Origin of the sequence: Conexibacter woesei Iso977N (assembly GCF_000424625.1) — a bacterium.
In the GTDB taxonomy this organism is placed as follows: domain Bacteria; phylum Actinomycetota; class Thermoleophilia; order Solirubrobacterales; family Solirubrobacteraceae; genus Baekduia; species Baekduia woesei_A.
The window spans coordinates 241527-254635 of sequence record NZ_AUKG01000003.1; the positions used below are offsets into that span (position 1 = coordinate 241527).

Here is a 13109-nt window from a genome sequence, read left to right on the forward strand (position 1 = left end):
TGGTCCGTGCCCCGCCCGCGTTCACTCCGTACCAAGCTGATCCTCACCCTGCTCCCGCTCGTCGCCATCGGCGTCGCGGTGATGACCTACGTCGCCGCCACCAAGGCGACGCACGCCCAGCAGGACGCCGTCACCAAGCGCCTCGGCCAGCAGGCCGCCAAGGAGGCCAACGCGTTCGACGCGACGGCCACCGCCCGCGCCGCGGTCGCCCGCACGCTCGCGCAGGAGATGGAGGTCACGACCAACCGCTCGCGCACCGACGTCCAGAACATCCTGCGCCGCCTGCTGAAGGCCGACAGGAGCCTGCTCGGCACCTACGTCACCTACGAGCCCAACCGGTTCGACGGCAACGACAGGGCCTACGCGAACGTCAAGGGCATGTCCAAGGCCGGCGACTTCGCGCCGTACTGGAACCGCCTCGGCGGCAAGGCGTCGCTGATGCAGATCCCGGATCCGCTGGCCTGCCCGTGCTACACGGCGGTGCGCAGCTCCAACCGCGAGACGGTCCTCGACCCCTACGTCTACGCGGGCCAGCTGATGGCGAGCTACCTCACGCCGATCGACAAGGACGGCAAGTTCATCGGGTTGGCCGGCGTCGACGTCTCGCTGAGCCAGTTCAACAGGCAGGTCGCGGCGACCAGGGTCCTGAAGACCGGCTACGCGCTCGCCGCCTCGAACTCCGGCGTCCTGATCTCCGCGCCCGACAAGAAGCTCGTCGGCAGGAAGACGCTCGCTCAGGTCGCGAAGACCAAGAGCTCCAAGTTGCTCACGCAGCTCGCCGCCGCGGTCAAGGCCGGCCGCTCCGGCGTCGTCTCCGGCGCCGACCCGTTCCACAAGGGCCGTGACGTCTTCGCCGCCTACGCGCCGGTCGCCACCGGCAAGTGGGGCTTCGTCGTGATCGCGCCCAAGGGCGAGGCGCTCGCCCAGGCCCGCTCGCTGCGCAACGCCCTCATCTTGGTCGGCGGCATCATCATCGTGTTGCTCGCCGCCGCGATCGTCCTCGTCGCCGCGCGCCTGACCGGCCCGCTCGGCGCGTTCGTCCGCGGCCTGCGCGCCACCGAGCGCGACGTCGCCGGCCTGCGCGGCGGCCTGGAGGCGATGGCCGAAGGCGACCTCACGGTCACCGCCACGCCGGAGGCCCAGCGCATCGACCACGACAGCGCCGACGAGATCGGCGTCGCGTCGGCCACGCTCAACGACCTGATCGACTCCACGCACTCGTCGGTCGACGCCTACAACAAGACGCGCGAGGGCCTTGGCACGATGCTCGGCGACGTCTCCGCGAGCGCCGCGCAGGTCTCGCGCGCGTCCGACGAGATGGCCAACACGTCGGAGGAGACCGGCCGCGCCGTGGGCGAGATCGCCAACGCGGTGGGCGACGTCGCCGGCGGCGCCGAGCGCCAGATGCGGATGGTCGACGACGCGCGCGGCGTCGTGCGCAACGTCGCGGAGCGCGTCCGGGCCAGCACCCACACCGCCGAGGAGACCGCGGGCGCCGCCGAGCGCGCGCGGGACGTCGCCCGCGGTGGTGTCGACGCCGCGGCCAGCGCGTCGCACGCGATCGAGTCGGTCCACGCGTCGTCGGAGGCGGTCAAGGCCGCCATGGACGGCCTCGCCGAGCGCTCCGAGCGGATCGGCGGGATCGTCGCGACGATCACCGCGATCGCCGACCAGACCAACCTGTTGGCCTTGAACGCCGCGATCGAGGCGGCGCGGGCGGGCGAGCAGGGCAAGGGCTTCGCGGTCGTCGCCGACGAGGTCCGCAAGCTCGCCGAGGAGTCCCAGCAGGCGGCCGGCACGATCTCCGGGCTGATCGGCGAGATCCAGGCCGAGACCGCGCGCGCCGTGGACGTCGTCCAGGACGGCGCGAGCCGCACCGCCGAGGGCACCCGGACCGTCCTGCAGGCGCGGGCCGCGTTCGAGGAGATCGGCGAGGCCGTGGACGAGGTGACGCTGCGCGTCTCCGAGATCGCCGCCGCCACGCAGCAGATCGCCGCCGGGGCCGCGCGCGTGGAGGACGAGGTCGCCGCGATCGCCGGCGTCGCCGAGCAGTCCAGCGCGTCGTCCGAGCAGGTCTCCGCGTCGACCGAGCAGACCTCGGCCTCGACCGAGCAGGTCGCGGCCTCCGCCCAGGAGCTGGCCCGCACCGCGCGGCATCTGGAAGAGCTCGTCGGCGCCTTCAAGCTGGGGTAGCGCGCGCCCGCGAGGCGCGCCCGCGAGGAGTGGTTGCGCGCCGAATGGTTCGATGGGGCGGGGGTTAACCCCCGCCTCCATCCGCCCGAGCGCCACAGCGAATCGGGTGATCGGATGCGGCAGTGTGTGCTGCGATGACCCCCGGTACCGCTGCTCCCGACCGCCCCGAGGCGGACGCGCCTGTCGCGAACGCCCCGGCCACCGCGCCCCTCGACGGCCCGACGCCCGAGGACACCCAGCCGACGGCGAACGAGGCGCTGGACCGGTTCCTGACCGGCGCCGTCACCGTGATCCCGTTCCTGGCGCTGGCGATCGTCGCCCGCCAGGCGTGGGGCGGATGGCTGCGCTGGAGCGACATCGCGGTCTTCTTCATCATGTACCTCCCGCTCGGGCTCGGGGTCACGGTCGGCTTCCACCGCCTGTTCACGCACCGCTCGTTCAAGGCCAAGGCGCCGGTCCGGGCCGCGTTCGCGATCCTCGGCAGCATGGCGATCGAGGGTCCGATCATCAGCTGGGTCGCCGACCACCGCAAGCACCACGCGTTCAGCGACAAGCCGGGCGACCCGCACAGCCCGCACGAGCACGACGGCATCCTGCGCGGCCTCTTCCACGCGCACGTCGGCTGGCTGTTCCTCCACACCGAGCGCGCCAACCGCAAGCGCTACGCGCCGGACCTGATGAAGGACCCGGTCATCGCGTGGGTCGACAAGACGTTCGTGCTCTGGGTCGTCGCCGGCCTGGCGATCCCGTTCGCGCTGGGGTGGCTGATCGGCGGCTCGATCCACACCGCGCTGACCGGCCTGCTGTGGGGCGGCGCGATCCGGATGCTCGTGCTGCATCACGTGACCTACTCCATCAACTCGCTCTGCCACGTCTTCGGGCGCACGCGCTTCGACGTCGATGACGAGTCCAGGAACCTCGCGTGGCTGGCGCCGTTCTCGATGGGCGAGTCCTGGCATCACAACCACCATGCCTTCCCGACGAGCGCCGCGCACGGCCTGCGCTGGTACGAGTTCGACATCTCGGCCCTGGTCATCCGCGGCATGAAGCGCGTCGGCTGGGTCACCGAGATGGTGGAGATCTCCCCGGAGCGCCAGGCCAGGAAGCTCGCCGAGAGCCCGACGGCCTAAGGCAGCGCGGGTTCCGGCTCGGGCGGGCGCGCGGAAGGCGCGCCGCCGGGGCGGGGGAGGGCGAAGCAGGTCGCCGAGGCGATGCCGAGGACGATCGCGGCAACCACCAGCACATGGTCGTAGGAGCCGGTCGCGTCGTAGGCGACGCCCGGCAGCCAGGCGCCGAGCGCCGAGCCGAGCTGGTGGATCGCGTTGAGGCAGCCGAACGCGAGGCCGACCGTGCGCGGCTCGACGTAGCGCGCGGCCAGCCACTGGGTCGGCGCGACGACGCTGAAGTCGACCAACCCGAACAACAACGCGAACGCCAGCAGCGCGGGGCCGCCGGTCAGGAAGTAGAGCGCGACGAAGCTCAGCCCGCGCGTGCCGTAGAGGCCGGCGAGCAGCAGGCGGTTGTCGACGCGGTCGGCCAGCGGGCCGGACGCGAGGATGCCCGACACGTTCGCGGCGGCCAGGAGCGCGACGGCCACGCCGGTCGTCGCCGACGGGATCCCGCGGTCCTGGGCGAGCGGGATCAGGTGCGTGTCGACGAGGCCGGTCGTCGTCAGGCCGCAGATGAAGAACGGGATGCCGAGCGCCCAGAAGCCGCGCGTCCGGACCATCTGCTGTAGGCCTACAGGTTGCGGTTCGAGCGTGCGCTCGACGTTGGCGTCGACCTGCGCGGCGTGCGGGCCGCCGATCGGCTGCAGGCCGAGATCTTCCGGGCGGTCGCGCAGCCAGCGCGCGCAGACCGGCGCGACGACGCAGGCCAGCAGCAGCGCCCCGCCGATCAGCGTCGAGCGCCAGCCGATGATCGAGATCAGCGCGAGCGCCAGCGGGACGAGCAGCAGCTGCCCGGCGCCGAAGCCCGCCTCGACGAGCGCGAACGCCAGGCCGCGTCGCTGCGTGAACCAGTAGGTGACCGCGACCGATGCCGCGACGCCGCTCGCGCCGCCGAAGCCCAGCGACGCGATCAACCCATAGGTGATGGCCAGCTGCCACGGCGCCTGCGCGGCGGCGCTGAGCGCCAGGCCCACGGCGACCAGCAGCGAGGAGATCGTCAGCGTCCGGCGGATCCCGAAGCGGTCGACCGCGCGGCCGACGAACGGCTGCGAGAGGCCGTAGACCAGGAACGACAGCGACCCGATCGCGGTGACCGTGCCGCGCGAGACGCCGAACTCCTCCTGCCACGGCCGGACGAACGCGCCGAAGCTGAGCCGGACGCCCTGCGCGCACAGGATCGCGAAGAAGCACAGCGCGAGGATCGTCCACGCGTAGTGGCGGCGGGGCACGCCCGGATGCTAGGAGACGCCGCGCCGGGCGCGGTCCGCGATGTGATAAGACTCATTCTCATCTTATGCGCCGCTCGCTGCTCCTCCTCCCCCTGCTCGCCGTCGTCGTCCTCGCCGCCGGGTGTGGGTCGACGTCGTCCTCCAAGCCCGGTGCGATCGACGTCGTCGTCACCACGACCCAGCTCGGCGACATCGTCCGCAACGTCGGCGGCGACGCGGTCGACGTCCATCAGATCCTCAAGCCCAACACCGACCCGCACGACTACGAGCCGCGGCCGAAGGACATCCAGGCCACGGCGGGCGCGAAGCTCGTGATCACCTCGGGCGACCAGCTCGACGCGTGGATGGGCGACGTCATCAAGAACGCCGGCGGCTCGCCGGCCACGCTCGACGCGGGCGCCGGGCGGCCGGTCGCGCTGCCGGGCGAGTCGTCCGGGCCGGAGGCCTCGCGCTTCGACCCGCACTGGTGGCACGACCCGCGCAACGTCGAGTTCGCGGTCGCGAAGATCCGCGACGCGCTCGCCAGGGCGGAGCCGAGGAGGACCGACGAGATCGACACCGGCGCCACCAACTACCTCAACAAGCTCGAGACGCTCGACCGCGGCATCGCCAAGTGCATGTCCTCGGTCCCGCAGGACCAGCGCAAGCTCGTCACCGACCACGACGCCTTCAACTACTTCGCCAAGCGCTACGGCATCGACGTCGTCGGCGCCGTGATCCCGTCGCAGACCACGCAGGCCCAGCCGTCGGCCGGCGACCTCGCCGACCTCACCGCGACGATCAGGCGCGAGCACGTCAAGGCGATCTTCCCCGAGTCCTCGATCAACCCGAAGCTCGCCGACGCGATCGCGCACGAGACCGGCGCGTCGAGCGACAACACGCTCTACGGCGACACGCTCGGCGCGAAGGGCTCGGCCGGCGCGACCTACCTGACGATGGAGGCGGCCAACGCCGACGCGATGGTCCGCGGCTTCACGGGCAACGCGCACGGCTGCGCGGTCGCCGGCCTCTGACGCGAACCTAGACCATCGGGCAGGCGCGCCCGCGCCGGGGTGCGGGACGCTGCCTCCATGCGACGCTCAGCGCTCAGCGGTTGTTGTGCGCTCATCCTGCTCGCGCTGCCCGCGACGGCGGGCGCCCAAGACGCGGTCGGCGGCCTCACGTTCCGTGACGCGCGGCCGCTGACGATCGCCACGACGGCCATCGGCACGCCCGCCACGGCCCAGCTCCTGAAGGTCTGCAACACCGGGGCGAGGCCGCTCACGAGGGCGAAGGCCTCCGCGGGGGACTTCGGCTTCAAGACCAGGAAGGGCGTCGCGGCCGGCACCGTGCTCGCCACACCGGCGGTCCACGGGACCAGCGGCCGGATCCCGCCCGGCGCCTGCCGCGCGATCGACCTCCCGCCCGGCCCCGGCCTCGCGTCGCTCGTCCCCGGGAGCTACGAGGGCGTGCTGACCGTCTTCGCCGCGCCCGGCGGCTTCGCCCGCCGGACGGTGACGATCACGCTGGCCGCGAAGGCGTCCGCGACGCACGTGCCCCAGAGCGTCACCGACACGGTGAACATCAAGGTGGTGCACAACCACTTCTGGCCGTTCAGGGGCGGGACCGGCGACCAGACGCGCCACGTCGTCCTCAAGGCGCCGCCGGTCAGCCCTCCGCCGACGATCACGGGCAGGTGCTCCGACGGGGAGAGGGCGCCGTCGCAAGACTGCCCCGCGATCGGCATCGCCGCCCACAACGAGGACACCGCGCTGATCTCGGTCGGCGGCGCGACGCCGAGGACCAGGACGGCGGGCGCGATCAAGCTGCCGGTCCGGATCCACGTCGGTGACGGCGTCGGCGACTACCAGGGCACCATCGACCCCGCCGCCACCGGCGTCGCCGACGACGCGATCCCCGTCACCGTCAGCGTCACCGACTCGTGGAAGTCCGCGCTCTACGCGCTGCTGATCGGCTGCCTGCTGGCGCTGCTGCCCCAGCTGATCGCCCGCCGCTGGAAGCCGATGATCAAGGCCCGGGGCCAGGCGAAGGGCCTGATCGACTGCTACGCCGTCGCGGGCGAGACGTTCCGCGGCGCGGAGCCGCCGAGGTTCCCGCTGATCACCGGCCCGATCCCCTCCACCGAGGTCAGGGCCTACGCCGACGAGATCAGGACGGCGATCCGCAGGTACGACAACAGCATGGTCTTCCTCGACACCAGCACCGCGGCGTTCAGGGAGATCCAGGCGTCGATCGACAACGCGCGCGCCGACGCGCAGTGCTGGGCCGGCCCCGGCGGCCTGCACGACGCGCTGGCGAAGCTCGAGACGGCGCTCGCCAGGGTGCAGGCGTGGCTCGGCAGCCACGACTTCGCCCCGCAGGGTCCCGCGGTCGCCGAGACCGCGGCGGCGATCCTCACCGAGCGCAAGCTCGACATCGGCGAGGCCCTCGGGGTCGTGGCCGACGCCGACGCCGCGACCGCGCTGCTCAAGGACTGGACCGCGCTGGCCACGAGGCTGCTCGTCCTCCAGCTCTGGTGGCGCAGGCTCGCGCAGGTCCACGCGAGGCTCAACGAGGACGACGCGGAGATGTTCATGAGGTCGGCCGCGCGGATCATCCAGTGCAAGCGCGAGCTCGTCAGGGCCACCGACGCGGAGGCCCTCGCGGCGCTCGGCGTCAGGGCGCGGGTCGGCAGGATCTACGAGGACCTCGCCTACCTCGGCGGTCGCCTCGACGTCGGCGAGCCGGGGCCGAACGACCCACCCGGCGAGCTGAGGGGCCAGTGGGGCGGGCTCGGGATCGCCGAGTCCGACGCCGAGTGGCTCAAGCAGAACAGGAACGAGAGGGCCGGCGCCGGGACGGCCGAGGCCGTGGCTGATCTGGTCGAGAGCGTGGACAAGGCGCCCGTCAGCCGCGACGCAGCGCAGGTCGCGGAGATCGGCAGGACGTGGCAGATCCTCGGCGACGTCGTCTGCATCGTGCTCGCGCTGCTGGTCACGATCGTGGCCGCGCTGCTCGCGCTGGTCAACGGCAAGAACTTCGGGACGACCGGCGACTACCTCACGGTCATCGTCGTCGGCGCCGCGGCGCAGGCGACGATCTCCAGCATCGTCCCGAGGTTCAACACGTTCTTGAGCGACCTGCTCGGCACGCCCCTGGAGAGGGCGGCCGAGCCGGCCGGCGACGGCTAGGCGGAGGCGCCGGCCGCGGTCGCCTCGCGGGCGGCCGACTCCCACTTGCGCAGCTCGCGCTGGGCGATCGTGCGCTTGTGGACCTCGTCGGGGCCGTCGGCCAGGCGCAGCGTGCGCTGGTGGGCCCAGAACGACGCGAGCGGGAAGTCGTCGGAGACGCCGCCGCCGCCGTGGACCTGGATCGCGCGGTCGATGATCTTCAGCGCGACGTTGGGACCGGCGACCTTGATCGCGGCGATCTCCACGCGGGCGTGGCGGTTGCCGACGGTGTCCATCAGCCAGGCGGTCTTCATCGTCAGCAGGCGGATCATCTCCAGCTCGATCCGCGCCTCGGCGATCCAGTCCATGATGTTGGCGTTCTCGGCCACCGGCTTGCCGAACGTGACCCGCTGCAGCGCGCGCTGGCAGAGCAGGTCGAGGGCGCGCTCGGCCATGCCGATCGAGCGCATGCAGTGGTGGATGCGGCCCGGGCCGAGGCGCGCCTGGGAGATCATGAAGCCCTCGCCCTCGCCCGCGAGCAGGGCGCTCGTCGGCACGCGCACGTCCTCGAAGACGACCTCGGCGTGGCCCTCGCGGTCCTGGTAGCCGAAGACCGGCAGGCCGCGGATGATGTTGACACCGGGCGTGTCGAGCGGGACCACGAGCATCGACTGCTGCTGGTGCTTCGGCCCGTCCGGGTTCGTCTTGCCCATGACGATCATGACCTTGCAGTTGGCGTGCAGGGCGTTCGACGTCCACCACTTGCGGCCGTTGATGACGTACTCGTCGCCGTCGCGCTCGATCCGCGTCTCGATGTTGGTGGCGTCGCTCGACGCGACCAGCGGCTCGGTCATCGCGAACGCGGAGCGGACCTCACCGGCCAGCAGCGGCTTGAGCCAGCGCTCCCTGTGCTCCTCGGTGCCGAAGAGCGTCAACACCTCCATGTTGCCCGTGTCCGGCGCGCTGCAGTTCATCGCCTCGGGCGCCAGGTGCGGCGAGCGGCCCATGATCTCGGCCAGCGGCGCGTACTCGGCGTTGCTCAGGCCCGGGCCCCACTCGGGGTGCGGCTGGAAGAGGTTCCAGAGCCCGCGGTCCTGCGCCTCGACCTTCAGCTCCTCCAGGATCGGCGGCTGGAAGTGCGGGTTGCCGGAGGCGAGCATCTGCTCCTCGTAGACCCTCTCGGCGGGGTAGATGCGCTCGTCCATGAACGCGTTGACGCGCTCCTGGAAGTCCTTGCAGCGGTCGGTCAGCTCGAAGTTCATGATGTCGGTTCCGGGTTCGTTTCGTTGTTGGGGTTGTTCAAGCTGGCCTGGAGGCGGCGCATGCCGCGCAGCCAGCGGTCGTGGTCGCCGGACTTGCGCTGGAGGAACTCCAGCACCTCGGCGTGGGGGAGGATCAGGAAGGTCTCGGCGTCGATGACCTCGAGGACGCGCGCGGCGACCTCCTCGGGCTCGAGGATCGCGCCGGCCGCCGCGACGGTGCGGGCGCCGAGCGACCAGCCGTCGTCGTCGGAGTCCAGGCCCTCGTTGAGCAAGTTGGTGTTGACGCCCATCGGGCACAGGCAGGACACGCGGACGCCGCGGTCGCCGTAGGTGATCGACAGCCACTCGGCGAACGCGACCGCCGCGTGCTTGGTCACCGTGTAGGGCGCCGCGCCGACCTGCGTCAGCAGCCCGGCGGCGCTGGCGGTCGTGACGAAGTAGCCGGAGCCGCGGGCCAGCCAGCCGGGCAGCAGCAGCCGCGCGGCCCGGACATGGGCCATCGTGTTGACCTGGAACGCGCGGTCCCAGTCGCCGTCGTCGTCGGGCAGGCCCTGCGCGCCGCCGATCCCGGCGTTGGCGAAGAACAGGTCGACGGGGCCGAACGCGGTCTCGGCCAGCGCGATCAGCGTGCGCAGCGCGTCGGTCGAGGACACGTCGGCGCCCGCGCCGACCGCGCGCGTCTTGTCGCCGATCGACGCGGCGACCGCCTCGGCGCCGTCGGCGTCGAGGTCGGCGACGACCACGCGTGCGCCCGCCTCCGCCAGCGCGCGGGAGATGGCCGCGCCGATCCCGTGCGCGCCGCCGGTGACGATCGCGACCTTGCCGTCGACGTTCATGAAGGGGTTGCCTTCGAGGCCGCCGCCGAAGCGTCGCGGACCGCGTCGGTGTCGATCGCGCGCTTGAGGATCTTGCCGGTCGGCCCCTTGGGCAGCGTGTCGAGCACCTGGAAGAGCCGCGGCACCTTGTACGCGCTCAGGCGCTCCTTGGCCCAGGCCCGGAACGCCTCGCGGTCGAACACCGCACCCGGCGCGAGCGCGAGCACCGCCGCGACCTCCTCGCCGAAGTGCTCGTCGGGAACGCCGACGACCGCGACTTCGACGACATCGGGATGTTCATACAGCACTTCCTCGACCTCGCGCGGGTACACGTTGTAGCCGCCGCGGATGATGAGGTCCTTGACGCGGTCGACGATCCGGATGTCGCCGTCCTCGTCCTTGGTCCCGAGGTCGCCGGTCCTCAGCCAGCCGCCGACGAGCGCCTCGGCGGTCGCCTCCGGCCGGTTCCAGTAGCCGGACATGACGACCGGGCCCTTGATCGTCACCTCGCCGATCTCGCCGGTCGGGACCTCGTTGCCGTCGTTGTCGCGGATCTGCACCTCGCAGCGCGGCAGCGCGATCCCGACGCACGACGCCTTGCGCTCGCGGTGCAGGCCGTTGAACGTCGCGGCGCCGGTCGTCTCCGACAGCCCGTAGCCCTCCAGGATCTTCGCGCCGAACCGGTCCTCGAACGCGCGCATGACCTCGGCGGGCATCGCCGCGCCGCCGGACGCCGCCAGCCGCAGCGACGCGAAGTCCGCCGGCGTGACGTCGTCGCCGGCGGCGTGCAGCAGCGCGTTCCACATCGTCGGGACGCCGGACATCATCGTCAGCGTGTCGCGGCGGAGCATGTCCAACAGGTCGGTCGCGTCGAAGCGCGCGAGGATCGACAGCGACGCCCCCGCGTGCAGCGTCGTGCCCATCACGACGGCCTGGCCGAAGACGTGGAACAGCGGCAGCGCCGTGCCCATCCGGTCCTCGGGCGTGACCTCCAGGACCTCGACGAAGGTCTCGGCGCAGGCGATCAGGTTCGCGTGCGTGAGCTGCGCGCCCTTCGGGCGGCCGGTCGTGCCCGAGGTGTACAGGATGACCGCGTTGTCGGTGGACTCGACCTGGTGGGGTTGGTCGAAGTCCGCCGCGTCGTCGAAGCCCGCGAGGCCCGGCTCCAGCGTCCAGAACTCGGTGCCGAGCGCGGCGGCGGCCATCTCCGCGGCCTCGGTGACCTCGTGCCAGGCGAGCGCGACCTTCACGCCCGCGTCGCCGCCGACGTACTCCAGCTCCGGCCGCGTCGACATCGTGTTGGCGGTCACGGCGACCGCGCCGGCGGCGTGGATGCCGTAGTAGGCGCCGGCGAACTCCGGGACCGACGGCGCCACGAGCAGCACGCGATCTCCGGGCTGCACGTCGTGCGCGCGAAGGCATGCCGCGACCGCGGCGGCGCGCTCGCGCAGGTGGCCGTAGGTCCACGGATCGCCGGCTCCGCGGAGCGCGACGCGCTCCGGATCGGCGGTCGCGTGGGCCCAGAAGGCCTGGGCGGCGTTGGACATCGGGACTCCTCCTGGAGGTGCTGAAGCTTCGACCGAGCCCCGATTGGTACTAGGACTTGAGGCCGGATTCAAGTTCAGGTAGCGTCGCCGCCATGTCCCGCATGGTCCCGATCGTCGGCGGCGAGGTCGCCTCCGACCAGCTCGGTCGCACGCTGATGCACGAGCACATCTTCATCCGCACGCCGGAGCTGCAGGAGGCGTGGCCCGGGTTCATGGGCTGGGACGACGACGCCGCGATCGCGTCCGCGCACGAGAAGCTGAAGGCGATCAAGGCGTCCGGCGTCGACACGATCGTCGACATGACCGCGCCGGGTCTCGGCCGTCAGGTGGGGCGCGTCGCGAAGGCCGTCGAGGGGACCGGCCTCAACGTGATCGTCGTCACCGGGTACTACACCTACACCGACCTGCCGTTCCCCATGAGGTACAACGGCAAGGACAAGTTGTTCAACAACGATCCGGACGACTCGTTCCTGGTCGACCTCTTCGTCCGCGACGTCGAGGAGGGGATCGAGGGCACGGGGATCCGCGCCGGCGTCGTGAAGTGCTGCACCGACGAGCCGGGCGTGACGCCGGACATCGACCGGCTGATCCGCGCGGTCGCCAAGGCGCACCTGCGCACCGACGCGCCGATCATGACCCACACGCACGCGAAGTCGCGGCGCGGGCTCGACCAGCAGCGGATCCTCAAGGAGGAGGGCGTCGACCTCTCGCGAGTGCTGATCGGTCACAGCAACGAGACGTCGGACGTCGGGTACCTCACCGAGATGATGGACGCCGGGTCCTACCTCGGCTTCGACCGCTGCGGCCTGATGGTCGACCACCCGCTGCAGGACCAGCAGGACACGCTGGTCGAGCTGTGCAAGAGGGGCTATGCGGGACAGATCGTCCTGTCCCAGGACCGCCACTGCTACTCGGACTGGTTCCCGGAGGAGGGCGTGCGGTCGATGCTGCCCGACTGGCACCACGGCTTCGTCCAGCAGTCGCTGATCCCGGGCCTGCTGGAGAACGGCGTGACCCAGGACCAGGTCGATCAGATGTTCATCAAGAACCCGATCGACTTCTTCAGCGCCGCGTCGGCGTAGTCACGGCTTCGAAGCAAGGGCCCGTCGAAGCTGGCCCGATGTCGTCGACCAGATCCACGTTGCTGTCGTCGGATCGATCCAGCCGGCGACAGTCAGGACGTCGTCGTAGAGCTCCGCCAGCGGCAGGTGGTGGATGGGCTCGTAATGCGCGACGCGGTTGCGCAGCTTGTTCACGCGCTTCAGGCGGTCGTAGACCTCGGTTCGATCCTTTGGTCGGAGATGTGGGAACGCGTGGCGAAGCGCCGGAGCCCACAGCGTGGCCGAATGGCGAGCGTCGATGAGGAGGCGCCAGAACCCGAACATCAGCTCGGCGATGACCTTGCCGTGGGTGGCACCCTTTCCCCCGGCGCGTCCGCGCGCTTGGCTCAGCTGGCTTAGCAATTGATGCTGAAGCGGCATGTTCGGGTCGGCCCAACCATTGCCCATCGCCGTCTAGACGGTGCCTGTGGAATTTGACGAGTTGCGCGTCCAGAGCATTGCGCAGAAGCACCTCGAATTGGCCGATCGCCTTGTAGAAGATCGCCGAGACCTCGGCGTTCCACTCATAGAGACGCAGAGCCTGATTCGCATCGCCATTGGCGGCGACGACATACTTGTCGAACCGCGGCGGTGCCAGACGGGCGCGCAGGACGTCGATGTGCGTCAGGTGCGACATCTGGTCAG

At 71.3% G+C, this 13109-nt stretch carries 10 protein-coding genes; 5 read left to right on the forward strand and 5 right to left on the reverse strand.

Annotated features, from left to right (window positions below; genetic code table 11):
* Positions 1-6 precede the first annotated feature (6 nt).
* On the forward strand, positions 7-2193 hold the full coding sequence (locus H030_RS0122755; RefSeq protein WP_027007821.1) for a methyl-accepting chemotaxis protein: 2187 nt from the start codon (positions 7-9) through the stop codon (positions 2191-2193).
* A gap of 134 nt (positions 2194-2327) precedes the next feature.
* Positions 2328-3323, forward strand: a complete 996-nt coding sequence (locus H030_RS0122760; RefSeq protein WP_027007822.1) for an acyl-CoA desaturase — start codon at positions 2328-2330, stop codon at positions 3321-3323.
* Here the strand turns inward: H030_RS0122760 and H030_RS34465 are convergent.
* Entirely contained in the window at positions 3320-4591 is a 1272-nt protein-coding gene (locus tag H030_RS34465) for an MFS transporter (RefSeq protein WP_051223509.1), read from the reverse strand. The genes H030_RS0122760 and H030_RS34465 overlap by 4 nt on opposite strands.
* Positions 4592-4656: 65 nt before the next feature.
* Here H030_RS34465 and H030_RS34470 point away from each other — a divergent pair, with 65 nt between their 5' ends.
* A complete protein-coding gene (locus tag H030_RS34470; RefSeq protein ID WP_051223510.1) occupies positions 4657-5604 on the forward strand; it encodes a metal ABC transporter substrate-binding protein in 948 nt (315 codons plus the stop codon).
* A 57-nt stretch (positions 5605-5661) separates the two neighbouring features.
* A complete protein-coding gene (locus H030_RS0122775) occupies positions 5662-7761 on the forward strand; it encodes a hypothetical protein (RefSeq protein ID WP_035129320.1) in 2100 nt (699 codons plus the stop codon).
* Here the strand turns inward: H030_RS0122775 and H030_RS0122780 are convergent.
* The 3 genes from H030_RS0122780 to H030_RS0122790 are packed head-to-tail and all read right to left on the reverse strand — an operon-like array spanning position 7758 to position 11364.
* A complete protein-coding gene (locus H030_RS0122780; RefSeq protein ID WP_027007824.1) occupies positions 7758-9002 on the reverse strand; it encodes an acyl-CoA dehydrogenase family protein in 1245 nt (414 codons plus the stop codon). The genes H030_RS0122775 and H030_RS0122780 overlap by 4 nt on opposite strands.
* Positions 8999-9838 (reverse strand): SDR family oxidoreductase, encoded by an 840-nt coding sequence (locus tag H030_RS0122785; protein WP_027007825.1) that lies wholly within the window; start codon positions 9836-9838, stop codon positions 8999-9001. The genes H030_RS0122780 and H030_RS0122785 overlap by 4 nt, the downstream gene beginning before the upstream one ends.
* Positions 9835-11364 carry an AMP-binding protein gene (locus H030_RS0122790; RefSeq protein ID WP_027007826.1) on the reverse strand — a complete coding sequence of 510 codons (1530 nt, stop codon included), beginning with the start codon at positions 11362-11364 and terminating at the stop codon, positions 9835-9837. Before H030_RS0122790 ends, H030_RS0122785 begins: the two co-directional genes overlap by 4 nt.
* A 92-nt stretch (positions 11365-11456) precedes the next feature.
* Here H030_RS0122790 and H030_RS0122795 point away from each other — a divergent pair, with 92 nt between their 5' ends.
* Complete coding sequence (locus H030_RS0122795; RefSeq protein WP_027007827.1) at positions 11457-12446, forward strand: phosphotriesterase family protein; 990 nt, start codon at positions 11457-11459, stop codon at positions 12444-12446.
* Here H030_RS0122795 and H030_RS37740 read toward each other — a convergent pair whose 3' ends face one another.
* Positions 12447-12872 carry a hypothetical protein gene (locus tag H030_RS37740; RefSeq protein WP_155892223.1) on the reverse strand — a complete coding sequence of 142 codons (426 nt, stop codon included), beginning with the start codon at positions 12870-12872 and terminating at the stop codon, positions 12447-12449.
* Positions 12873-13109: the final 237 nt, after the last annotated feature.

Bases quoted from the DNA above. Each gene is read 5' to 3' on its own strand.
- H030_RS0122760 (WP_027007822.1), top strand. From the start codon at position 2,328: ATGACCCCCGGTACCGCTGCTCCCGACCGCCCCGAGGCGGACGCGCCT.
- H030_RS34470 (WP_051223510.1), top strand. From the start codon at position 4,657: ATGCGCCGCTCGCTGCTCCTCCTCCCCCTGCTCGCCGTCGTCGTCCTC.
- H030_RS0122775 (WP_035129320.1), top strand. From the start codon at position 5,662: ATGCGACGCTCAGCGCTCAGCGGTTGTTGTGCGCTCATCCTGCTCGCG.
- H030_RS0122780 (WP_027007824.1), bottom strand. From the start codon at position 9,002: ATGAACTTCGAGCTGACCGACCGCTGCAAGGACTTCCAGGAGCGCGTC.
- H030_RS0122785 (WP_027007825.1), bottom strand. From the start codon at position 9,838: ATGAACGTCGACGGCAAGGTCGCGATCGTCACCGGCGGCGCGCACGGG.
- H030_RS0122790 (WP_027007826.1), bottom strand. From the start codon at position 11,364: ATGTCCAACGCCGCCCAGGCCTTCTGGGCCCACGCGACCGCCGATCCG.
- H030_RS0122795 (WP_027007827.1), top strand. From the start codon at position 11,457: ATGTCCCGCATGGTCCCGATCGTCGGCGGCGAGGTCGCCTCCGACCAG.
- H030_RS37740 (WP_155892223.1), bottom strand. From the start codon at position 12,872: ATGGGCAATGGTTGGGCCGACCCGAACATGCCGCTTCAGCATCAATTG.